The organism is Kutzneria sp. NPDC052558, assembly GCF_044547355.1.
In the GTDB taxonomy this organism is placed as follows: domain Bacteria; phylum Actinomycetota; class Actinomycetes; order Mycobacteriales; family Pseudonocardiaceae; genus Kutzneria.
Map to the genome: position 1 here is coordinate 126,328 of NZ_JBIUAG010000022.1, position 21,507 is coordinate 147,834.

Annotated in this window: 19 protein-coding genes and 1 pseudogene; 10 read left to right on the plus strand and 10 right to left on the minus strand. The window is 71.6% G+C overall.

The annotated features are described in order from the left end of the window. Positions 1–14: 14 nt before the first annotated feature. The 4 genes from ACIG5F_RS32985 to ACIG5F_RS33000 all read left to right on the plus strand — a co-directional run bounded on the left by ACIG5F_RS32985 (position 15) and on the right by ACIG5F_RS33000 (position 4,949). Positions 15–1,208: a thiolase family protein gene (locus tag ACIG5F_RS32985; RefSeq protein ID WP_396523875.1), complete on the plus strand. Its 1,194-nt coding sequence runs from the start codon at positions 15–17 to the stop codon at positions 1,206–1,208. Then, the gene (locus tag ACIG5F_RS32990; protein ID WP_396523836.1) at positions 1,205–3,310 is read left to right on the plus strand and encodes a 3-hydroxyacyl-CoA dehydrogenase NAD-binding domain-containing protein; all 2,106 of its coding nucleotides are present in this window, start codon (positions 1,205–1,207) and stop codon (positions 3,308–3,310) included. Before ACIG5F_RS32985 ends, ACIG5F_RS32990 begins: the two co-directional genes overlap by 4 nt. A gap of 86 nt (positions 3,311–3,396) precedes the next feature. Beyond that, positions 3,397–4,119, plus strand: a complete 723-nt coding sequence (locus ACIG5F_RS32995) for a DUF72 domain-containing protein (protein WP_396523837.1) — start codon at positions 3,397–3,399, stop codon at positions 4,117–4,119. A 26-nt stretch (positions 4,120–4,145) separates the two neighbouring features. Further along, positions 4,146–4,949: a DUF72 domain-containing protein gene (locus ACIG5F_RS33000; protein ID WP_396523876.1), complete on the plus strand. Its 804-nt coding sequence runs from the start codon at positions 4,146–4,148 to the stop codon at positions 4,947–4,949. A 774-nt stretch (positions 4,950–5,723) separates the two neighbouring features. Here the strand turns inward: ACIG5F_RS33000 and ACIG5F_RS33005 are convergent. Beyond that, a complete protein-coding gene (locus ACIG5F_RS33005) occupies positions 5,724–6,611 on the minus strand; it encodes a hypothetical protein (RefSeq protein WP_396523838.1) in 888 nt (295 codons plus the stop codon). A gap of 294 nt (positions 6,612–6,905) precedes the next feature. On the opposite strand from ACIG5F_RS33005, the pseudogene ACIG5F_RS33010 reads away from it, so the two are divergent. Beyond that, positions 6,906–7,034: pseudogene (locus tag ACIG5F_RS33010) on the plus strand (DUF72 domain-containing protein); the annotation flags it as partial. 26 nt (positions 7,035–7,060) lie between these two features. On the opposite strand, the gene ACIG5F_RS33015 reads toward ACIG5F_RS33010, so the two are convergent. After that, complete coding sequence (locus ACIG5F_RS33015) at positions 7,061–7,753, minus strand: hypothetical protein (RefSeq protein WP_396523839.1); 693 nt, start codon at positions 7,751–7,753, stop codon at positions 7,061–7,063. A gap of 184 nt (positions 7,754–7,937) precedes the next feature. Between ACIG5F_RS33015 and ACIG5F_RS33020 the strand changes: the two genes are divergently transcribed. The 5 genes from ACIG5F_RS33020 (at position 7,938) to ACIG5F_RS33040 (ending at position 11,323) form a co-directional block, all read left to right on the plus strand. Next, the gene (locus ACIG5F_RS33020; RefSeq protein WP_396523840.1) at positions 7,938–8,348 is read left to right on the plus strand and encodes a peptidase inhibitor family I36 protein; all 411 of its coding nucleotides are present in this window, start codon (positions 7,938–7,940) and stop codon (positions 8,346–8,348) included. A 19-nt stretch (positions 8,349–8,367) separates the two neighbouring features. Then, positions 8,368–9,309 (plus strand): NAD(P)/FAD-dependent oxidoreductase, encoded by a 942-nt coding sequence (locus ACIG5F_RS33025; RefSeq protein WP_396523841.1) that lies wholly within the window; start codon positions 8,368–8,370, stop codon positions 9,307–9,309. Between the two features lie 88 nt (positions 9,310–9,397). After that, positions 9,398–10,492 (plus strand): helix-turn-helix domain-containing protein, encoded by a 1,095-nt coding sequence (locus tag ACIG5F_RS33030; protein ID WP_396523842.1) that lies wholly within the window; start codon positions 9,398–9,400, stop codon positions 10,490–10,492. An 82-nt stretch (positions 10,493–10,574) separates the two neighbouring features. Continuing rightward, positions 10,575–10,967: a hypothetical protein gene (locus ACIG5F_RS33035; protein WP_396523843.1), complete on the plus strand. Its 393-nt coding sequence runs from the start codon at positions 10,575–10,577 to the stop codon at positions 10,965–10,967. Further along, positions 10,967–11,323: a hypothetical protein gene (locus ACIG5F_RS33040; protein WP_396523844.1), complete on the plus strand. Its 357-nt coding sequence runs from the start codon at positions 10,967–10,969 to the stop codon at positions 11,321–11,323. Before ACIG5F_RS33035 ends, ACIG5F_RS33040 begins: the two co-directional genes overlap by 1 nt. A 1-nt stretch (position 11,324) precedes the next feature. Here ACIG5F_RS33040 and ACIG5F_RS33045 read toward each other — a convergent pair whose 3' ends face one another. From ACIG5F_RS33045 to ACIG5F_RS33080, 8 genes are all read right to left on the minus strand, one after another. Further along, a complete protein-coding gene (locus ACIG5F_RS33045; RefSeq protein ID WP_396523845.1) occupies positions 11,325–11,777 on the minus strand; it encodes a DUF4913 domain-containing protein in 453 nt (150 codons plus the stop codon). Positions 11,778–11,781: 4 nt separating this feature from the next. Next, positions 11,782–15,672, minus strand: coding sequence for a trypsin-like peptidase domain-containing protein (locus ACIG5F_RS33050; RefSeq protein ID WP_396523846.1), 3,891 nt, complete (start codon positions 15,670–15,672; stop codon positions 11,782–11,784). 12 nt (positions 15,673–15,684) lie between these two features. Then, positions 15,685–15,993 carry a trypco2 family protein gene (locus ACIG5F_RS33055; protein ID WP_396523847.1) on the minus strand — a complete coding sequence of 103 codons (309 nt, stop codon included), beginning with the start codon at positions 15,991–15,993 and terminating at the stop codon, positions 15,685–15,687. A 215-nt stretch (positions 15,994–16,208) separates the two neighbouring features. Next, complete coding sequence (locus tag ACIG5F_RS33060) at positions 16,209–17,042, minus strand: aldo/keto reductase (RefSeq protein WP_396523848.1); 834 nt, start codon at positions 17,040–17,042, stop codon at positions 16,209–16,211. Between the two features lie 162 nt (positions 17,043–17,204). Further along, positions 17,205–18,368: a sensor histidine kinase gene (locus tag ACIG5F_RS33065; protein WP_396523849.1), complete on the minus strand. Its 1,164-nt coding sequence runs from the start codon at positions 18,366–18,368 to the stop codon at positions 17,205–17,207. A 1-nt stretch (position 18,369) separates the two neighbouring features. Next, positions 18,370–19,089, minus strand: coding sequence for a response regulator transcription factor (locus tag ACIG5F_RS33070; protein ID WP_184866467.1), 720 nt, complete (start codon positions 19,087–19,089; stop codon positions 18,370–18,372). Between the two features lie 63 nt (positions 19,090–19,152). Next, positions 19,153–21,087, minus strand: coding sequence for a 1-deoxy-D-xylulose-5-phosphate synthase (dxs, locus tag ACIG5F_RS33075; protein WP_396523850.1), 1,935 nt, complete (start codon positions 21,085–21,087; stop codon positions 19,153–19,155). A gap of 269 nt (positions 21,088–21,356) precedes the next feature. Further along, positions 21,357–21,506 (minus strand): hypothetical protein, encoded by a 150-nt coding sequence (locus tag ACIG5F_RS33080; protein ID WP_396523851.1) that lies wholly within the window; start codon positions 21,504–21,506, stop codon positions 21,357–21,359. Position 21,507 lies beyond the last annotated feature (1 nt).

Sequence of the window (21,507 nt, forward strand, 5' to 3'; positions counted from 1 at the left end):
TGACGGAACGGGCCGTGCGCAACGTGGTCTTCGTCGACGGCGTCCGCACGCCGTTCGGCAAGGCGGGCCCGAAGGGCATCTACGCCGAGACCCGCGCGGACGACCTCGTCGTCAAGGTGATCCGCGAGCTGCTGCGCCGGCACCCGGAGCTCCCCCCGGAGCGGGTGGACGAGGTCGCCATCGCGGCCACCACCCAGATCGGCGACCAGGGCCTGACCATCGGGCGGACCGCCGCGCTGCTGGCCGGCCTGCCCAAGTCGGTGCCCGGCTACGCCATCGACCGGATGTGCGCCGGCGCCATGACCGCCGTGACCACCGCGGCCGGCGGCATCGCCTTCGGCGCCTACGACGTGGTCATCGCCGGCGGCGTCGAGCACATGGGCCGCCACCCCATGGGCGAGGGCGTGGACCCCAACCCGCGCTTCCTGGCCGACCGCCTGGTCGACACCTCGGCGCTGGTCATGGGCCAGACCGCGGAGAACCTGCACGACCGCTTCCCGGGCATCACCAAGGAGCGCGCCGACGCCTTCGCCGCCGCCTCCCAGACCAAGTACGACGCCGCGGTCAAGGCCGGCAAGATCGGCCCCGAGTTCGTCTCGGTCGCCACCCGCTCGGCCGACAAGGGCTGGGGCCTGGCCACCGCCGACGAGCCGCCGCGTCCCGGCACCACCGTCGAGGACCTGGCCGGCCTGAAGACGCCGTTCCGCCCGCACGGCCGGGTGACCGCCGGCAACGCCGCCGGTCTCAACGACGGCGCCACCGGCTGCCTGCTGGCCGACGAGGAGACCGCCCGCGAGCTGGGCCTGCCCGTGGCCATGCGGCTGGTGGGCTACGCCTTCGCCGGCGTCGAGCCCGAGGTGATGGGCGTCGGCCCGGTGCCGGCCACCGAGAAGGCGTTGCAGCGCACCGGTCTGAGCATCTCCGACATCGGCCTGTTCGAGGTCAACGAGGCGTTCGCCGTGCAGGTGCTGGCCTTCCTCGACCACTTCGGCATCGCCGACGACGACCCGCGGGTCAACCAGTGGGGCGGCGCCATCGCCACCGGCCACCCGCTGGCCTCCTCCGGCGTGCGGCTGATGACGCAGCTGGCCCACCAGTTCGCCGAGCGGCCCGACGTCCGCTACGGCATCACCACCATGTGCATCGGCATCGGCATGGGCGGCACCGTGATCTGGGAGAACCCGAACTGGGACGGGGGCAACAAGTGATTACCGCTGAGCAGGCCGCGCAGGCCTTCCCCGACGAGGTTGTCACCAAGGCCGTCACGCGTCTCGTGCCCGTGCCGGGGCTGAGCAAGCCGGTCGCGCTGATCACCATCGACAACGGGCACGACCACACCCGGCCGTCCACCTTCGGACCGCAGAGCCTGGTCAGCCTGAATGCCGCCCTGGACGAGGCGCTGGCCGCCGCCCCCGCCGCGATCGCGGTGACCGGCAAGCCGTTCGTGTTCGCCGTCGGCGCCGACCTGTCCGGGGTCGAGCAGCTGTCCTCGCCGGAGCTGGCGCGGCAGATCGCCCAGACCGGGCACGACGTGTTCCGCCGGTTCACCGAGTCGTCGGTCCCGACCTTCGCCTTCGTCAACGGCGCGGTCATGGGCGGCGGCCTGGAGCTGGCGCTGTCCTGCCACTACCGGACCCTGGTGTCCAACGCCGCCGCGATCGCCTTCCCCGAGGTGTTCCTCGGCCTGTTCCCGGGCTGGGGCGGCGCGCAGCTGCTGCCCAACCTGATCGGCGCCGACGCGGCCGTGACGGTGATCATCGAGAACGCCCTGAACCAGAACAAGATGCTCAAGCCGGCGCAGGCCGCCGAGCTCGGCATCGTCGACGTGGTCTTCGACTCCGCCGACTACCTGGAGCAGTCGCTGGCCTGGCTGGCCCAGGTCGTCAACGGCACGGTTTCGGTGTCCCGCAAGGAGATCGACCGCGGCGAGGCGTGGGACAACGCGCTGGCCCGCGGCCGGGCGTTCGTCGAGGCCAAGACCCACGGCGCGTCCCCGGGCGCGACCAAGGCGTTGGAGCTGCTGGAGCTGGCTCGCGGCAACGACCTCGACGCCGGTTACGCCGCCGAGACCGAGGGCCTCGCCTCGCTGCTCATGACCGACGAGCTGCGGGCCGGGCTGTACTCGTTCAACCTGGTGCAGAAGCGGGCCCGCAAGCCCGCGGGCGCGCCCGACAAGTCCCTGGCCCGGCCGGTCACCAAGGTCGGCATCGTCGGCGCCGGCCTGATGGCCAGCCAGCTGGCGCTGCTGTTCGTGCGCCAGCTCAAGGTGCCCGTCGTGCTCACCGACGTCGACCAGGCGCGGGTGGACAAGGGCGTCGGGTACGTGCACGGCGAGATCGACAAGCTGCTCGGCCGCAAGCGCCTGTCCCCCGACGCCGCCAACCGCCTCAAGGCGCTGGTCAGTGGCTCGCTGGACAAGGCCGCCTTCGCCGACGCCGACTTCGTCATCGAGGCCGTGTTCGAGGAGCTGTCGGTCAAGCAGCAGGTGTTCGCCGAGGTCGAGGAGCATGTCTCGGCCGAGTGCGTGCTGGCCACCAACACCTCCTCGCTGTCCATCACCGACATGGCCTCGAAGCTCTCGCACCCCGAGCGGGTCGTCGGCTTCCACTTCTTCAACCCGGTCGCCGTGCTGCCGCTGCTGGAGATCGTGCGGGGCGAGCAGACCGACGACGCCGCGCTGGCCACCGCCTTCGCCGTGGGCAAGCAGCTGAAGAAGTCCAGCGTGCTGGTCAAGGACGCGCCGGCCTTCGTGGTCAACCGGCTGCTCACCCGCTTCCTGGGCGAGGTCATCCGGGCCGTCGACGAGGGCACCCCGTTCGAGGTCGCCGACAAGGCCCTCGATCCGCTGGGGCTGCCCATGAGCCCGCTGCTGCTGCTCCAGCTCGTCGGCCCCGCCGTCGCGCTGCACGTGGCCGAGACCATGCACACCGCCTTCCCCGACCGCTTCTCGGTCAGCGAGAACATGAAGCGCTTCGTCGCCGCCGGCAAGACCGCCGTCTACACCTGGGACGCCTCCGGGCAGCCCACGGTCGACCCCGAGGTCGCCGCCCTGTGGCAGCCCGGCACGTCTCCGCTGACCGCCGAGCAGCTCCGCACCCGGGCCGAGGAGGCCCTGGCCCAGGAGATCCGCCTCATGCTCGACGAGGGTGTCGTGGCCGAGGCCCAGGACATCGACCTGTGCCTCATCCTCGGCGCCGGCTGGCCGTTCTGGCTCGGTGGCATCACGCCGTACCTCGACCGCGCCGGCGTGTCAGAGCGCGTCACCGGCCAGCGTTTCCTGGCTCAGGGCGTGGCTTCGGTCCCCGCCTGATCGCCGCTCGACAAAAGCCGGTCGTCCGCACGGGCGACCGGCTTTGTCGTGCTGCGGACTCGGGGTTGCCACCCCACCATGGAGTGATGATCAGGATCGGCACCTCGGGGTGGAAGTATCCGGAGTGGCGCGGGGACTTCTATCCGACGGGCCTGGTGCAGCGCCGGGAGCTGGAGTTCCTCGCCGGGCAGGTGGACACCATCGAGATCAACGGGACGTTCTACTCGCTGCGGACGCCGGCGAACTTCCGGTCGTGGGCGGGGCAGGTGCCGGACGACTTCGTGTTCGCGGTGAAAGGGATCCGCGAGGTCACGCACGTGCGACGGTTACGTGGGGTGGAAGCGGCGCTGCGGGGGTTCTTCGGGTCGGGGGTGCTGGAGCTGGGGAAGCGGCTGGGGCCGGTGCTGTGGCAGCTGCCGGACAGCCTCCGGTTCGATGCGGCGGTGGTGGCGGAGTTCCTGGGGCAGCTGGACCCGGTGCCCCGGCACGCGATCGAGGTGCGGCACGAGAGCTTCCGAACCGACGCGTTCTACGAGCTGGCGCGGCAGCACAACGTGGCGGTCGTGTACTCGGACGGAGCCGGGAAGTGGCCGGTGTTCGACGTGACGACCGCCGACTTCAGCTACATCCGGCTGCACGGCGGCGAAGAGCTGTACATCAGCGGGTACGACGACCGGGAGCTGAAAGGCTGGGCCGATCGGATCGTGGACACGACCGGTGACGTGTTCGTGTACTTCGACAACACGATGCGCGGGCGGGCGCCGCGGGACGCGCGGCGGCTGGCCGACCTGGTGCGGGAACGGGGCTGACGGCGCAGGATGGGGCGGTGATCCGGATCGGGACGTCGGGCTGGGTGTATCCGCCGTGGCGGGGCACGTTCTACCCGAAGGGCGTGACCCAGAAGCGGGAGCTGGCGTACCTGGCCGGGCGGCTGAACTCGGTTGAGATCAACGGAACCTTCTACGGACGGCAGCGCCCGGCCAGCTTCCTGGCGTGGGCGGAGCAGACGCCCGAGGGGTTCGTGTTCGCGGTGAAGGGGCCGCGGTTCATCACGCACATGAAGCGCCTCAAGGACGCGGAGACGCCGGTGGCGAACTTCCTGGCCTCAGGTGTGTTGCGGCTGGCGGAAAAGCTGGGCCCGATCCTCTGGCAGCTGCCGGCCACGCTCCAGTTCGACGCCGAGGTGCTGGCCGAGTTTCTGGCTCTGCTGCCGGGAAGCACGGCCGAGGCGGCGAAGCTCGGGGCCCGGCACGACCATCGGATCGAGGACGACGAGGGCCTGCGGATCGACGGCGACCGGCCGCTGCGGCACGCCCTGGAGCCCCGCCACGTGAGCTTCCAGGACGAGAAGTGCCTGCGGCTGCTGCGCGAGCACAACGTGGCCCTGGTGGTGGCGGACACGGCGAAGAAGTGGCCGTACTTCGAAGAGTTGACGGCCGACTTCAGCTACGCCCGCCTGCACGGCGACGAGGAGCTCTACGTCAGCGGCTACACCGACGAGGCCCTCGACCGCTGGGCGAAGAAGGTCCGTGCCTGGCATCGCCGCGGGGACGTGCACGTGTACTTCGACAACGACGCCAAAGTGCGGGCGCCGGTCGACGCGATAGGCCTCTCGGAGCGGCTGGGCGTCAGCCGTTGACGGTGACGCGGCAGACCGGGCGGGTGGTGGGGCGGGCCTCGTAGCGGCCGACGCCCAGGACATCGACCTGTGCCTCATCCTCGGCGCCGGCTGGCCGTTCTGGCTCGGCGGCATCACCCCGTATCTGGACCGCGCCGGCGTCTCCGAACGCGTCACCGGCCGCGCTTCCTGGCCAAGGGCGTCGCCTCGGTCCCCGCCTGACGTGGCGTCGGCCCGGAATCCGACCCCCTGATCCGGGCCGCCCACCCCGAGCCGGTCGTCCGCCACAGACGACCGGCTTTTTCATTCGGCCACGTCGACTCGTATTGACACGAGCGCTTTTCACATCTTCCCCACTTCTCACTCCACAGGGTGAGAAATGGTCGCCAACCTTCAAGGCTAGCGGACGCACCACTGGCGTCATGCACTAGGGTCTGGATAAAAGTACAGATTCTGGCCGTTTACGATCACGGTGCCACGCCGCCGGTGACCGCCGACGGTGTGCCGGCGGTTCCGCTCCGGCCACGATCGATGGTCGCGGGAGGGGCCGCGGCGACCGAGCCAGGGATGCCAGCACACTGGCCGAGCGGCGGAGGAGTCATCCGTCGACGCTGGTCAGAGCCGGTGCCGGCACTCCGCCACATGTTCGACCACGTGCCAACCCGGGCTGGGGCGGCGGACCCGTCCACCGTTCCGGGGAAGAAGGGACAGTAACACGCAATGCACAAGCGAGTTACTTCAGGTGACGAGAACGGCGGCTGATTCACGCACGACGCCGCACCACGCAAAGGGCTTCTAGCGCATCGCGATAGGGGCTCTTTGTTTTAGCTCCAGCCGAAGCCCCACCTGCTGGTCGGGCGCCAGATCGCGGACCTCGACCTGGTAGGACGGACAGCCGTCGTCGGCGCTCCCCTTCTCCATCACGAAACCCGGATCACCGTCCTGGAAACCGATCGTGTCGCAGTAGGTGTCGTATCCCTTCGGCAGCACGATCCGGTACCGCGCGTAGTCGACGCGGGCGCCGAGCCTGATCGTGAAGCTGTCGCAGTCGCCCCGGACCAGGGGAACACACTTGGCCGGCCAGGCGATCTCGACCTGGATCGTCATCACACTGCCCACCCGCGGCGGCGCGTGCATGTGAGCGATCACGGCCAACCTGCCCTCGGTAGACCACGACAGGGTGCGTTCCAGACTCGTGCCCGGCAGGTCGCCGACGAGTAGGTTCCGCACCTGGACGGCCACCTTTTTCTGATACCTGGCCGGCTGGGGCCAGTAGCAGCCGAACCACAACCAGAAGAACTGAACGCCGGGCTTCTCCACCACCGCGCGCACCTTCACGATGTCCCGGGCATCCCCGTTCGGCGCGATGACGATCGTCTTGTCCCATGACGTCACGCGATATCCGGCGCCCATCGCGTGGATCGTCCGCACGTAGTGGAAGACCTGCCGCTCGGCTCGTTCGGCCCGGCGACGCAGGGTCCGCCGGTCGGCCAGAAGCATGAGTCCGAGGGACACCACCGCAAGGACCGCGGCCGCCAGGAAGCCGGTTCTGACCGCCAAATCCCCCAACAGCGCGCCGAGCAATGCGGCGAAGGAAAGCAGGCCGACCACGGCCTTGACGAGTGCCGACGGCGCCTCGCCCGCGAGGTAGTCGTCGAGCCAGGTGATGAAACTTCGGAGCACCTCACACCCCCTGACCTCGTCCACGCCGCCACACGCACTCAGGTCACCCGTTAACGGTACCGAGAAACTTCATCTCATAACGGTCACATTGTTCGGCCGGACGGGTGAGCGGGCCGATGAAATGGCGTCGCGCAATTGCATTGGGGTCGCACATTTGACGGGCGGGCGCACAAGAGGGCAACGCCATTGATCGACAGGCCGCCGGAATGCGCCATTCCCTGAAATGAGGGAGAAGGGCGGCGCGGCGCTGGTGCGGCGGGGGCCGGCGGGGCGGAGGATGTCGGGGTGATCCGGATCGGGACTTCGGGGTGGGTGCATCCGCCGTGGCGGGGGACGTTCTACCCGAAGGGGGTGGCGCAGAAGCGGGAGCTGGCGTACCTGGCCGGGCGGCTGAACTCGGTGGAGATCAACGGGACGTTCTACGGGAGGCCTGTCGGAGCGGCTGGGCGTCAGCCGTTGACGGTGACGCGGCAGACCGGGCGGGTGGTGGGGCGGGCCTCGTAGCGGCCGACGCCGACCAGGCCGGCGTGGCCGTCGATCTCGGCGACGACCTCGTCGGCGATCTCCACCTCGATCATCCGGGACACCGGGCGGGTCACGGAGGTGCCGGCGTGCTGGGCGGTGACGACCATGCCGCCGAGGGTGGGCTTGAGCACGAGCTCTTCGGCCGGGCGGGCGGGGCCGGTCCCGTCGGTCCAGTTGACCGGCCCGAGCAGCCGGAGCTGGCGCACGACGACGTCGCGGCCGGTCTCGCCGTGGGTGACGTAGACGGCGGGCTGGCGGGTCCGCACGAGGCGGCCGTGCTCGCCATCGCCGTCGCCGGGGACGACGGCCGGCACGTTCCAGTAGGCGGCGCAGCGCTCGGCCGCGGGGGCCAGCGAGCGGTTGGTGGCGACTACCAGGTCGGCGGCCGGCACGGTGCCCAGTTCGCCGAGGCCGGGAACGGGGGTGACGTCGATGATCCGGCCGCCGTGCTCGCGAACGACCTCGGAGATCGCGTCCCGGGTGGCGCGGCTGGTTTTGTCGAATCCGCGGAGCACCGCCACCGACTGGAACTCCGTCATTCGCCGGATCGCCTCCACCAGCGCGCGCTGGTCGCGACGGAGCTGCGGGGCGGGACGGGTCAGAAGAGTGCTTGCCACACCACCGTCTTACCCCTTTCGGCGAGGCCGTGAACACGATCCCGGAGTGGGGTAGCTCACCGACGGGTGAACCACCGTCACGGACAGGTGAACGAGCCGTGAAACGCAGACACGGAAAGCCCCCGGGACGAGGCTCGGAGCAGGGAAAACACACTGGGGAGGATCGAGGATGACGGGGAAAGCGATGATCATCACGATGGCCGTGGTGATCACCACAGCGATGGCGGGAACAGCGGCGGAAGCGTCCGCGAGAACGACGGCGGAACAGCACACGGCCGGCCTGCCGAAAGCGCCGCGAGTCGATGCCGGGCCGACGGACGCGAAATGCGACGCGGGCTCGTTTTGCGCGTGGGCCGGGGCCGACTTCACCGGCAAGAGCGCCCGGCTGAACCTGGAAACCGCCAATCCCAACCAGTGCGTGCCGCTGCCGGACGGCCTGGTGGCCCGGTCGATGGTGAACGCGATGACCAAGGACGTCTCGGTCTACGAGGGCGCGCACTGCTCGACCGAGGCGGAGTTCACCACGTATCCCAAGGGCGGCGTCTACGTGCCGAATGCGCCGTTTGTGGTACGCGCGATCCAGGTCTGGCAGTGACGCCCCTACTGTGGTGATCGTGAGCGTTGTGGTCGTCGGCGCCGGCATCGCCGGCCTGGCCTGTGCCCGGGTCCTGGCGGACGCCGGCCTCGATGTCCGGCTGCTGGAGCGGACGCCGGTGGTCGGCGGCCGCCTGGCCACCCGCCGCTACGACGGCCGCCCGGCCGACATCGGGGCGGCCTACTTCACGGTGAGCGACCCGGAGTTCGAGGCCGTGGTGCGGGACTGGCGGGACGCCGGCCTGGCCCGGGAGTGGACGGACACGATGGTCGCCATCGAGGACGGCCGTCGCGAGCCGCGGCCCGGGCCGATGCGCTGGGCCGCGCCGCGAGGACTGCGCAGCCTGGCCGAGGCCCTCGCGGACGGCCTGGCGGTCAAGCTCCAGCACGGGGTGGCGGCGGTGGAGCCGGGTCCGATGGTCGACGGCGTCCCGGTGGACGCGGTGGTGCTGGCGATGCCCGGCCCGCAAGCGCTTGCCGTGCTGGATCCGTGCCTGCGGGCGGCGCGCGCGGCGGTGGACGGCCAGGACTGGCAGCCGTCGTTCGCGGTGACGTTGCGCTATCCCGAACGGACCTGGCCCGACTTCCACGGCGCGTTCGTCAACGGGCACGAGGTGCTGACGTCCATCTGCGACGACGGCGACCGCCGCGGCGACGGCGAACCGGTGCTGGTCGCGCACACGACGGCCGCCTACACCGCGGCCCGGCTGGGCGCCCACGACCGGGTCATCGCCGAGGTGGAGGACGCCGTGGAGGCGGTGCTGGGGCTGCCAGCGCGGCCGATCACCGGCTACGCCCACCAGTGGCAGCACGCCCGCCCGGACACGCCGTCCGCCGCGCCGTTCCACTTGGACGACGACAACATCGGCGTGTGCGGCGACGCCTGGGGGCCGTCGCGGTTGCAGACCGCATGGCTGTCCGGCACGGCCCTGGGTCGCGCCCTCGCCAGCCGCCTCGGCTAGCAGTGCCGGCCCGTGACCCTGACCAGCACAAGGCGGCCGGCGCGCAACTGACGTCACTCCGTTCGGGGACGTCTGTTGCGTCGACCGGGTGAGCACCCGGAAGAATGATCTCATCATGCTCACCCCGGCCCGCCTCAAGCTCGCCCGCCAGCGGCGTCAGCTGACCGCCGCGGCCCTCGCGCGAGAGCTGGGGGTGAGCGCGCGGACGATGGCCGACTTCGAGCACGGCCGGCGCGAGCCGACGGCCGCCGATCTGGCCGGGATGGCCCGGGTGCTGGGGTTTCCGGTCGAGTTCTTCACCGCCGTCGAGCCGGCCGAGCTGACCGAGGACGTGGTGTCGTTCCGGGCGCGGGCCAAGCTGCCGGCGCGGCGGCGGGCCGGCGCGCTGGCCGCGGGCCGGCTGGCCGTCGAGTTCAACGACTTCCTGGAGCGGCGGTTCCTGTTGCCCTCGGCGGATGTTCCCGTCGTCGGCGCCGGCGATCCGGCCGCCGCCGCGGACGCCGTGCGCGAGCACTGGGACCTCGGTTCCAAGCCGGCCCCCAATCTCGTGCACCTGTTGGAGGCCCACGGGGTCCGCGTCTTCTCGCTCGGCGTCGACCACACCGAGGTGGACGCCTTCTCGTTCTGGCACGAGGGCAGCCCGTACGTCTTCCTCAACACCGCCAAGTCGGCCGAGGACGGCCGGTTCGACGCCGCCCACGAGCTCGGGCACCTGGTCCTGCACGGCGGCGACCGGCCGCTGGACGGCGTGGACGTGGAGGCGGAGGCCGACGCCTTCGCCAGCGCCATGCTGATGCCCGACGTGGACGTGCTGACCTATGTGCCCGAGGACCCGACCCGGGACCAGGTGCTGCGGGCCAGCCCGCGCTGGCGGGTGTCGCCGCTGGCGCTGACCCGCCGGCTGCGGGAGCTGCGGCAGGTCGGCGACGGCGTCTACCGGACGCTGTGCGCCGAGCTGGCCAAGGTCGATCCCGGCGGCGAGACAAGGGAGTCCTCGCAGCTGCTGGCCAAGGTGTTCCGGGCGCTGCGGGAGCAGGGCGTCACCCCGCACGAGCTGGCCGCCGAACTGCTGCTGAGCACCCAGGAGCTGAACAACATCGTGTTCGGCCTGGTGGTGACGGCGCTGCCCGGCTCGGGGGTGCGGCTGCCCAGCGGCCGAGGTGCACACCTTCGGCTCGTCTGACCACCCTCGAGGGTCTATCGGTCGCCCCGGCGACGCCTTATGGTCGAGTGATCTTGTTCAGCCGGCGGAATGGATGGAAGTCATGGCGACGTGGGCCGATCTGGTGTCGTTCGTGCGCAGCGAGTACCAGGTGATCGACCAGACGCCGGACGAGGTGAGCATCTACGTCCAGTTCGAGGACGAGCGCAGCCAGGTGATCTGGCTGAGCCACGAGGTGCTCGACGGCCGTGAGGACTGGGTGCAGATCGCCTCGCCGTGCGGCCTGGCGTCCAAGGTCAACCTGCCCGCGCTGCTCAAGGAGGTCGGCCACACCACCGTCGTCGGCGGGGTGGCGATCATGGGCGAGCACGTGGTGCTGCGGCACTCGCTGCCACTGTCCAATCTGGACATCAACGAGTTCGTCGACCCGCTGACCCTGCTCGCCGGGACCGTCGACACCCTGGAGGAGCAGTTCTCCGGCGGCGACTCGTTCTGATGGGCGGACGGTTACTCGTCGCGGCGGTCGTACTCGTGACGGCCGCCGCTTGTGCCGGCGCGCCAACGGCTTCCTCGCCGACGACGACGTCCACAGTGGACCCGGTGACCGTCTGCGTCAACCAGCTCGTGTACTGGGCCAAGGAGATGCTCGGCAACGCCAAGGACTGGGGCCTGGACTACCAGGAGATGGGCCTGGACGGCGACACCTACGAGGCCCTCAAGGCGTTGGTCGAGCAAGCCCGCAAGCACCAGCCCCTGCCGCCGGATTGGTTGTCCCAGCAGGCAAAGGCGTCGTGCACGACGCTGGCCGCCAGGCCGAAGCCGACCAACTCCGGCGAGAACGGCTGGCCCTAGGTCAGTCCAGCGAGAACGGGTCCACCGACGGCTTGGCCGAATCCCGCTGGTCGAAGAACAGGCCCTCCGGCGGCTCGAAGACCGGCAGCGGCTGGATGCTGTCGGGGTGATGGCCGTCGGCGCAGAGCGCGAACGGCCCGACGACCGGATCCATCAGGGCCCGGATGTTCGGGTCGGCGTAGTGGATCCACCAGTTCGACATGCCCAGCGCGGGATCCAGCCGCAGGTGCTCCCAGGCCCGCCAGATCGAGTCCAGCCGGGACAGCGCCTGGGCGTGGCGGTACCACTCCGCGCACCACACCCGGCCCGAACCCGGGACCGGCCGGGGAATGAAGTAGATCAGCCGATCCGTCACGAACTCGGCGACGTTGCCGTAGTGCAGTCCCGCCGCGGCCTCGGCCCGCTCCTCGTCCCGCCGGATGTCCTCCGTCGACTCCTGCTCGCCCGATGTCACGGCCTCATGCTCCTTTTCGGTGCTGTGCGTCCACTGCCTCGGCGTGCCGGCCCATCCGTTCCAACACCGTCACCAACGTGGCGACAGCCGCCCTCAGCCGGTACTCGCGCCCGGGGCCGAACGGATCGCGGTCCAGCAGCTCCCGGTAGATCCGCGCCGCGCGCCGGGCCGGCTGCTCGGCCCGCGCGGCCAGCCGCCAGTCGTGCCGTCCGCACAGGCTCAGGGCCCGGGCCAGGCGGCGCAGCACGTTCGCGGTCTCCTCGGGCGACCCCTCGGCGATCTCCCGGCTGACCCGCTCGGCCTCCACGGCGGTGCGCCAGGCCGTCCTCGTCATGCCGGCCAAGGCCTGCGCCTCGGCCAGCCGCAGCAGCGCGAAACAGAGGTTCACCTCGTAGTCGCGGTCGCCCAGGCTCCGCCGCAGGCGCACCTCGTGCTCGGCGATGCGAACCGCCTCCGGGAACCGGCCGAGCCGCAGCAAGGATCGGCACAGCTTCATGCACGTGAAAACCAGCGACAGTTCGTGCCTCGGATCCGCGGCCGCCAACTCCACCTGGATGGCGTAGGCCTCCCGCAACGGGCCGACCGCGCGGTCGTCAAGCCAGGAGATCTCATAGCTGGCGCCGAGATCGGCCAGGCAGTAGGCCAGCCATTCCCGTTGCTTCTCGGTGAGCGGCGGGGGCAACCGGCGGTAGCGGGCCAGCGCCTCCCGCAGCCGCACCCGTTCGGGAATCCGCCGGCCGCGCCGCCCGTACAGGTCGGACTGGTCGTGCAGCGACGTCGCGTAGTCCATCGCGTAGAGACTGGGGGCGTACTCGCTGAGCTGAAGCCGAGTGGCGCTGACCTCGTTCCTCGCGTCGATGGCGTCCTTCGGGCGGCCGAGGGCCTCGTACACGGCCGCGAGATTCGACGTGATCTCGGCTTTCATCGCCAGATCGCGGGCCGTGAGCGGCAAAGTGGCCTGGGACTGGAGGTCCAGGGCCTCGGTGTACCGCTGCGCCGCCGCCCGGTCATCGCCCTGGTTGGACTCGACGGTGCCCAGCACCCACACCGACCTCGCCAGCTGGACCGGGCCGTACCCGGCCGGCTCGCCCACCTGCGTCCGGCGCAGCTCGATGGCCTCGCCGATGGCCGCGCGCGCCCCGGGGTAGTCCTCCAGGTCACGCAGATCGCACGCGTAGTTGTGCAGCAGCCGGGAAAGAGTGGGGAGATAGACCTCGGGCAGATCCGCCGCCAGCGGGCGCGCCAGGGCGATCGCCTGCTCTCCCAACGCCTTGGCCTCGGCCAGGCGGCCGCCGCCGAAGCTGACGCTGACGCTCAACATGATCTGCACCAGGTCGCCGGTGTACGCGTCCGCGTTCTCCTCGGCCCGCCGCCGGACCGTGCGCAGCGCCTCCTCGCTCTGCGCCGGTGACTCCGCGGCCCGGTCGAGCCGTGACAGGTTGGTGCCGCGCTCGTCCAACGCGTCGATGAGCAGCCGGGGATCCAGTTCGGGGTAGCGCTCGGCGAGATCACGGGCGCGGCGGACCGCCTCGTCGGTATGGCTGTCCGAGGCCTCGACCTGTTCGAACGGGGTCGTGGGATCGAGCAGCCAGACCGTCCTCGACTGGTTGATCAGGGACCGCACCAGCCCGCGCTCGCGTTTGGCCGAGTCCTCGTCGTCGCCTTCCCTTGGCAGCGAACGGAATCCGTCCAGCGCCCGGGCCCCGGCGTCATGCGCCTGCCGCGGCTGCCCCGTCCGCCGCAAGGCCTGCGACAACACCAGCTGGGACTCGGCCAGCTCCGCGCGATGGGTGACCGAGCCATCCTCGGCCAGCCCGGCGCGGATCTTCGCGGCCTCGCCGGCGGCGGCGCGGGCATCGGCCCACTCGCCGACGGCCAGGTGCCGTTCGGCCAGGTTGTGCCAGGCCCAGGCCCGGCTGGCGAGATCGGCGGACGCCTGGGACAGGCGGCTCAGCTCGCGGGCGACGTCGAGGGCGTAATCGCGCAGAACATGGGACTGCTCCGGCAAAGTGTCCGTGTGCGCGCGCAGCATGGCGTAGGTGAGCGGCCGATCGGCGGGGGCCGAACGCAGCGTGCGGCGCAGGCGTTCGACCACCGTGGTGGCCGCGTCCTCGCGCCCGGCGTTGACGTGGGCGACGGCCGACCGGGCCAGCACGGTGAGCATCTGCGTGCGGTGGAGGTCCGAGGCCTGGGCGAACAACCGGTCCAGCAGACCCTCGTCGGCGATGACCTGGGTGCTGGCCTGGTATTCCGCCAGCCGGTCCGGCTCCAACTGGCCCCAGAACCGGCCCTCGGGCGGCGGGTAGAGGTCTCGCACCACCTCGGCGACCTCGGCCACCACCGTCGCCGACGCCTTGGGCAGCGCCCGAGACACCGTCGCCCGCGCCTCGTCGTCGTCGCGCGCCGAGCACAGGGCGGCCGCCGCCACGGCCGGCTCCAGCAGGAGCAGCGCCCGGTCCCCGAGGTCAAGGCGGGCCGAATTGTCCAGCCAGTACTTGGTTTCGTGGACCAGCAGCTCCTCTTCGAGCGTCAGGTCGCGCCGGCCGTCGCGGTCGTGCCGCAGCAGCGCGACCAGCGCCGCCATCTGCACGGTCAACGCGGTCTGACCGCGCGGGTCGTTGGTCGCGCCGAGCGTGGGCAGCGTGTCGGCGATGGCCTGCCAGTCGGCCTCCGACCGGCCGGTCATCTGGGCCAGGCGCCGGGCGAAACCCCGGGCCGCCGCGCGGAAGGCGAACTCCCGGTCGTCCCGGTCCGGGCTCAGCGCGTGCAGCCGGGTGGTCTCGGCAAGGGCGCCCACGGTCGCCCGGTTCTGCCAGGAGCCCGAGGATCGGGCGAGCAGCAGCAGACGGAGCGGATGTCCGATGTCCTGGGCCTGTTCCCGCAGCTCCCGGACCAGAGTGGGCCGCGCCTCGGCGTAGTCGACGACGAACAGCGCCGGATGTTGAAGGGCTTGCAGCAGCTGGAGATCGGGGACGCGATGGCCGCGAACCTGGCCGGCCACCCAGCCGCGATCCCGCATCCGGGTCATCAGCTGCCGGGCCAGCCGGGTCTTGCCCTGGCCGCCGGGGCCGGTCAGCACGCGGACGCCGGGGCCGTCCGAATCGGCCAGGCACCAGTCTTCGAGGCCGGCGAGGACGTCCTCGCGGCCGTGGAACGGCACCACCTCGGCGTCGGCCCGCAGCAGCATCGTCGGGGACGACAGCGCGCGCTTGGGCGGCGCCGGCTCCACCAGCCCGGCGAACTCGACCGGTTCGAGCTGCGGCTCCACCCCCGTCGACGCCCGGACCGCCGCGCGGAAGTCCTTGTCGGCCAACAAGATCTCGCCACTGACGCACACAAGACGGGTGCCCGTGCCCGGCCGGCGGTCCTCGATCACCACGCCGAGCAGCAGTTGGCCGCCGGCCAGGAACACCGCCGCGCCGGACATCCCCGACCACGCCGTCTGGTCGGCTCGGCCGCTCGATTCGTAGGGGGCGGTGTCGTGCGCGTCGAGCATCTCGAAGGTCGGGCCGCCGTGCGGTCGCACCTGGCCCACAACGACTTCAGGGTGCCGGCCGTCGTCCATGCGCTGCTGGCGCGGGAATCCCATCGCGGCGGTCGGGGTCGCAACCCCGACCGTCACAAATCGTCCCCACCGCTGGGGACGATTGCGCAACGTGGACGGCGGAGCCCAGTCCTGGCCCTCGACCTCCAGCAGAGCCGCGTCGATCGAGCCGTCCGGCGGCCGCCACCGCACGACCGCCTTCGAGCGCTGCGGGGACCCCAGCGTCGACACGGTGATCTCCGCGCCGGCCGGCGGCAGCACATGCGCGGCCGTCAGCACCAGCCGCGGCCCGATCACGTAACCGGTGCCGAACGACCCGCCGCGAATCTGGACGACCTGCCCCCGCTCCATGCGGCGACCGGGTTACTCGTCGTCGCCGATGGCGACCTTGTCCGAGCCGCCCTGCTCCGGCCGCAGGCGCAGCGTCAGCCGCTGGGTCGACTTGGCCGCCCGCTCCCGGCGTGCGTCCGCCTCCACGATGCCGAACTTCAGCGCCCCGCCCCCGTTGCGCTTGCGCACCAGCTCGATCTCGAACTCCGCGGTGATCTCCCCCAGCACGAAGCGGAGCGAGGAGTCCTGACCCCGGCGCTGCGCCTGCGACAACTGATCGCGCAACACCTCGATCGCGTCGGCCAGGTCCAGCCAGTCCTCTTCCGGCCCGCTCTGCGCCATCCCACTCCCCTTCGCGGTCACACAACGCGGCCACCCTAGCGGCCGCGCTGCTCTTTACTACCGCATTGCCACCGTCGCCCGCAGCCACTTCACCCCGCCGAACGGCGCAACCACGCACCAGCCGTCGGAGGACATGAACTGTGGGGTGGTCGCTGCCGCGAACGACAGAGCCCCGCGGCTGGGGCCGCGGGGCTCTGGAGTGTGCCTCTGGACGCTCAGGCGCCGAGGTTGAAGGTGTCGGGGTCGGGGCCGGTGCGGTGGCCGCGCTCCAGGCCGGTGATGGCGGCCAGGTCGTCGCCGTCCAGCTCGAAGTCGAAGACCGCGATGTTCTCGGCGATCCGCTTGGGCGTGACCGACTTGGGGATCACCACGTTGCCCAGCTGGAGGTGCCAGCGCAGGACGACCTGGGCCGGGGTCTTGCCGTGCTTGGCGGCGATGGCGGTGATCTCGGGGGTGTCCAGCACCTCGCCCTGGGCCAGCGGGCTCCAGGCCTCGGTGGCGATGCCGTGCTCGGTGTGGAACGCCCGCAGGGTGGCCTGCTGGAGCGCCGGGTGCAGCTCGATCTGGTTGATCGACGGCAGGGTCAGGCCCTCGTCGAGCAGCCGGCGGATGTGGGCCGGCTGGAAGTTGGAGACGCCGATCGCGCGGACCCGGCCGTCGGCGTGGATCTTCTCGAACGCCTTCCAGGTGTCCACGTACTCGTCGGCCGCCGGCACCGGCCAGTGGATCAGGTACAGGTCCAGCTGCTCGAGGCCCAGCTTGTCCATGCTCTCGTCGAAGGCCCGCAGGGTGCTGTCGTAACCCTGGGCCGAGTTCCACAGCTTGGTGGTGACGAACAGCTCGTCGCGGGCCAGGCCGGAGGCCTTGATCGCCTCGCCGACGCCTCGCTCGTTGCCGTAGGCCGCCGCCGTGTCGATGCTGCGGTACCCGGCCTCCAGCGCCCGAGTGACGGCCTCCGTGGTCTCCTCGTCAGGCACCTGGAACACGCCGTACCCGAGCTGCGGGATCTCGACGCCGTTGTTCAGCTTGATGGTGGGGACAGAAGGCATAGGAGACGCTTCCCTCGCACTTTCTCGATTCACGGTCACTGTCGGCAACAACCCGCCCGCCGCCTGTCTTCCACCCTGAGACCCACCTCTCACCCCCGCAACTCGACCCCGGCGAGTCGCGCTCTCCACCACACCGCTGAGCGGGACTCGCGGAGGTGGGGATCAGGTGTTGCGGCCGCTGGGGAGGCGGACGGTGACGGCGAGGCCGCCCCCGGGGACGGCGTCGGCGTGCACGGCGCCGCCGTGGGCCATCACGGCGGCGCGGACGATGGACAGGCCGAGGCCGGTGCCGGTGCGGGCGGTGCGGTCGACGCCACCGCGGCGGAAAGGCTCGAAGAGCTCGCCGACCAGCTCGGGGGCGATGGGCGGCCCGCTGGAGCTCACCCGGAGGTGGGTCCACTCGGGGTCGCTCTCGGTGGCGACCTCGATCCAGCCGCCGTCGACGTTGTGCCGGACGGCGTTCTCCAGCAGGTTGCCGGCCACGCGCTCGAGCAGGGCGGGATCGCCGACGGTGGGGGCGGGCGGGGTGGAGAAGTTGGCCCGGACGCCCCGGGCGGCGGCCTCGCGGCCGGCGGAGCGCCAGGCGCTGGCGACGACGGCGGCGACATCCACGGGCTCGTGCACGGCCAGGCCGATGCCGTCGGTGCGGGCCAGCAGCAGCAGGGCCTCGACCAGCTGCTCGGCCCGCAGGGCGGCGGTGCCGACGACGTCGGCCATCCGGCGCAGCTCCTCGACGTCGGCCTGCTGGTCGGACAGCGTGACGTCGAGCTCGGTCCGGATCACGGCCAGCGGGGTGCGCAGCTCATGGCTGGCGTTGGCCACGAACCGGCGCTGGGAGTCGAACGCGCCCTGGAGCCGGTCGAGCATGGCGTCGAAGGTGTCGGCCAGCTCGGCGACCTCGTCGTCGGGCCCGTTGAGGGCGATGCGCTCGCCCAGCGACTCGGCCGACAGCCGCTGGGCGGTGCTGGTGACCTCGTGCAGGGGGCGCAGGGCCCGGCCGGTGAAGGTCCAGGCCAGCACGGCGGCGGCGATCAGCAGCAGCACGAAGGCGACCACGCCCGCGCTGAGCACTTGGGCCCGGGCGTGCTGCTCCAGCACGGCCCCGAGCTGGGCGGCGTCCACCTCGACGCCGTCGACGAGGATCTTGCTGCTGGCCGGCATCTGCGGCACGGCCCCGCGCACGACCAGGCCGACCAGCAGCCAGCCCAGCCACAGCAGCAGCGCACTGACCGCGGCGACGATGACAACCGCGACGGTGGTGATGCGCAGCCTCAGCCCCGGACCCCGCCGCCGGGGCGGGAGTCTGGCGGCCTCGGCCGCGCGCACGTCAACTTTCAGCAGGTCGGGCTCCCGAGGCCGAGTCCAGTGCCGGCCCGGCGGCCCGGCCGGCGGCAGGCACACGGTAGCCGGAGCCGACGACGGTCTCGATGATGCCCGGCTCCCCGAGCTTCTTGCGCAGCGTCATGACGGTGACCCGCACGGTGGTGGTGAACGGGTCGGCGTTCTCGTCCCACACCCGCTCCAGCAGCTCCTCGCTGCTCACCACGGTGCCGCCGGCGGCCATCAGCACCTCCAGCACGCCGAACTCCTTGCGGGTCAGGTCGACCAGCTGCCCGGAGCGGGTGACGGTGCGCTTGGCCGGGTCCAGCTCGACGTCGGCGGCGACCAGCACCGGCGGCGTGGCCGGGGTGGCCCGCCGGGCCAGCGCCCGCACCCGGGCCACCAGCTCGGCGAACGCGAACGGCTTGGCCAGGTAGTCGTCGGCGCCCAGGGACAGGCCCTCGACCCGGTCCTCGATGGCCGAGCTGGCGGTGAGCATGATCACCCGCGTCAGCGCGCCGGACCGCACGATCTCCTGGCACAGCTCGTCGCCCGACATCTTCGGCAGGTCGCGGTCGAGCACGACCACGTCGTACCGGGTGACGGTGACCTTCTCATGGCCGGACTCGCCGTCGAAGGCGACGTCCACGGCCATACCCTCACGCCGCAGGCCCCGGGCGATCGCCTCGGCCAGCGGCTGTTCATCCTCGACTACCAGGATCCGCACCTGTCCACCGTGCCACAGCCCAGCCGCCGGGGCCTCGGTGGGAGGTGCGGACCCGGTCACGTCTCACCCGTGCTTGCGCTCCTCGGCCGGCACGTCGGCCGCCGCCGGCGCGGGCTCGCCGATCCGGCCGGCCACCCATTCGGTGACCCGGCGGGCCACGTCCTGGGCGGTCAGCCCGACCTGGGCCAGCACCTCGGACCGGGAGCCGTGCTCCAGGAACTGCTGCGGGACGGCCAGGTCCCGCATCGGCACGTCCACGCCGGCGTCGCGCAGCGCCGCGGCCAGCGCCCAGCCGAAGCCGCCGTGCCGGCCGTTGTCCTCGACGGTGACCACCAGGCGGTGGTCGGCCGCCAGCTCGGCCAGCTCCGCCGGCACCGGCAGCAGCCACCGCGGGTCGACCACGGTGACGCCGATGCCCTGGTCGGCCAGCCGCTGCGCGGCGGCCACGCCCAGCTCGCCGAAGGCGCCGACGGCCACCAGCAGCACGTCGGAACCGGTGGAGCCGGCCGGCTTGCTGAGCACGTCGACCGTGCCGACGCGCTCCAGGGCCGGCACGTGCTCGACGACCGCGCCCTTGGAGAAGCGCACCGCCGACGGCCCGTCCTCGGTCGCCAGCGACTCCCGGAACTCCTCGCGCAGCGTGACGGCGTCGCGCGGGGCGGCGACCCGGATGCCGGGGATGATGCCGAGGATGGACAGGTCCCACATGCCGTTGTGGCTGGGCCCGTCGGAGCCGGTGATGCCGGCCCGGTCCAGCACCAGGGTGACCGGCTGGCGGTGCAGGGCGACGTCCATCAGCAGCTGGTCGAAGGCCCGGTTGAGGAAGGTCGAGTAGAGCGCCACCACCGGGTGCAGGCCGGCCATGGCCATGCCGGCGGCCGAGGTCAGCGCGTGCTGCTCGGCGATGCCCACGTCGAAGCACCGGTCCGGGTAGGCCTTGGCGAACTTCTCCAGGCCGGTCGGGCCGAGCATGGCGGCGGTGATGGCCACCACGTCCTTGCGCTCGGCGCCGGCCCTGATCAGCTCCTCGGCGAAGATCGAGGTCCACGAGGTGGTCTTGGGGCCGAGCGGCTTGCCGGTGACCGGGTCGATGGCCCCGGTCTGGTGCATCTGGTCGGCCAGGTCGTTCTCGGCCGGCGCGTAGCCGTTGCCCTTGCGAGTGACGGCGTGCACGATGACCGGCCCGTTGAAGGCCTTGGCCCGGCGCAGCGCGGCCTCCAGCGCGACCAGGTCGTGGCCGTCGACCGGGCCGAGGTACTTCAGGCCCAGGTCCTCGAACATGGCCTGCGGGGCCAGCGCGTCCTTGATGCCGCGCTTGGCCGCGTGCAGGGCGGCGTAGACGGCCTGGCCGACCACGGGGGTCCGCTGCAGGGTGCGCTTGCCGCTCTCCAGGGCCCGCTCGTAGCCGGGTTGCAGGCGCAGCGCCGCGAGGTGGTCGGCGAAGCCGCCGATGGTCGGCGAGTAGGACCGGCCGTTGTCGTTGACCACGATCACCACCGGCCGGGTCGGGTCGGCGGCGATGTTGTTCAGCGCCTCCCAGCACATGCCGCCGGTCAGGGCCCCGTCGCCGACCACGGCGACCACGTGCCGCCGGCTGCCGGCCAGCTGGAACGCCTTGGCCATGCCGTCGGCGTAGGACAGCGCGGTGGAGGCGTGGCTGTTCTCGACGAAGTCGTGCTCGCTCTCGGCCCGGGACGGGTAGCCGGACACGCCGCCGGTCTGCTTGAGCAGGTCGAAGCCGTCGGCCCGGCCCGTGATGATCTTGTGCACGTAGCACTGGTGCCCGACGTCGTAGAGCAGCGCGTCGCTGGGCGAGTCGAACACCCGGTGCAGCGCGAGCGTCAGCTCCACGATGCCCAGGTTGGGGCCGAGGTGGCCGCCCGACCGAGCCACCTTCTCGACCAGGAAGGACCGGATCTCAGTCGCGAGCTGCTCCAGCTCTCCCTGCTCCATCCGCTTCACATCGGTGGGCCCGTGCACGGATTCCAGCAGCGTCACCGCTTCACCTCGCCTTTGGCGCCGGGTTGACAATTCCTCGCCGCTTCCTGCGGAACGTCACCGCCGAAGCGGCGGGTGTCAGTCTACGGAGATCGTGGCATTCCACCTGTCGAGGTGGTGACGGAACGTGCCGTCACCACCCAGGGGCCGCTCGCCCGTCCAGCAGAGCCGGCGTCCCTACCGGCGGGTCGAAGCCCCGGTCGGGAAGACGCTCGGTGCGCCGAGGGGTTGGTCGTCTCCACACGATCACCACATCGTTGAGTCCTTGCTCACGGTCGGCTGTGCCGAGCACTCTCCCGGGTCGGCGGCCGAGGATGGCCGGCGCACTGGGAGGCCGCGCCGAGCTGGTCCGGGGTCGGGGCCCGGGCCACGCGGCGGGCTTCGGCGGCGGCTGTGTCGAACTCGTCGAGAACTGGCATG

Bases quoted from the DNA above. Each gene is read 5' to 3' on its own strand.
- ACIG5F_RS32995 (WP_396523837.1), top strand. From the start codon at position 3,397: ATGATCAGGATCGGCACCTCGGGGTGGAAGTATCCGGAGTGGCGCGGG.
- ACIG5F_RS33020 (WP_396523840.1), top strand. From the start codon at position 7,938: ATGATCATCACGATGGCCGTGGTGATCACCACAGCGATGGCGGGAACA.
- ACIG5F_RS33035 (WP_396523843.1), top strand. From the start codon at position 10,575: ATGGCGACGTGGGCCGATCTGGTGTCGTTCGTGCGCAGCGAGTACCAG.
- ACIG5F_RS33040 (WP_396523844.1), top strand. From the start codon at position 10,967: ATGGGCGGACGGTTACTCGTCGCGGCGGTCGTACTCGTGACGGCCGCC.
- ACIG5F_RS33050 (WP_396523846.1), bottom strand. From the start codon at position 15,672: ATGGAGCGGGGGCAGGTCGTCCAGATTCGCGGCGGGTCGTTCGGCACC.
- ACIG5F_RS33055 (WP_396523847.1), bottom strand. From the start codon at position 15,993: ATGGCGCAGAGCGGGCCGGAAGAGGACTGGCTGGACCTGGCCGACGCG.
- ACIG5F_RS33060 (WP_396523848.1), bottom strand. From the start codon at position 17,042: ATGCCTTCTGTCCCCACCATCAAGCTGAACAACGGCGTCGAGATCCCG.
- ACIG5F_RS33080 (WP_396523851.1), bottom strand. From the start codon at position 21,506: ATGCCAGTTCTCGACGAGTTCGACACAGCCGCCGCCGAAGCCCGCCGC.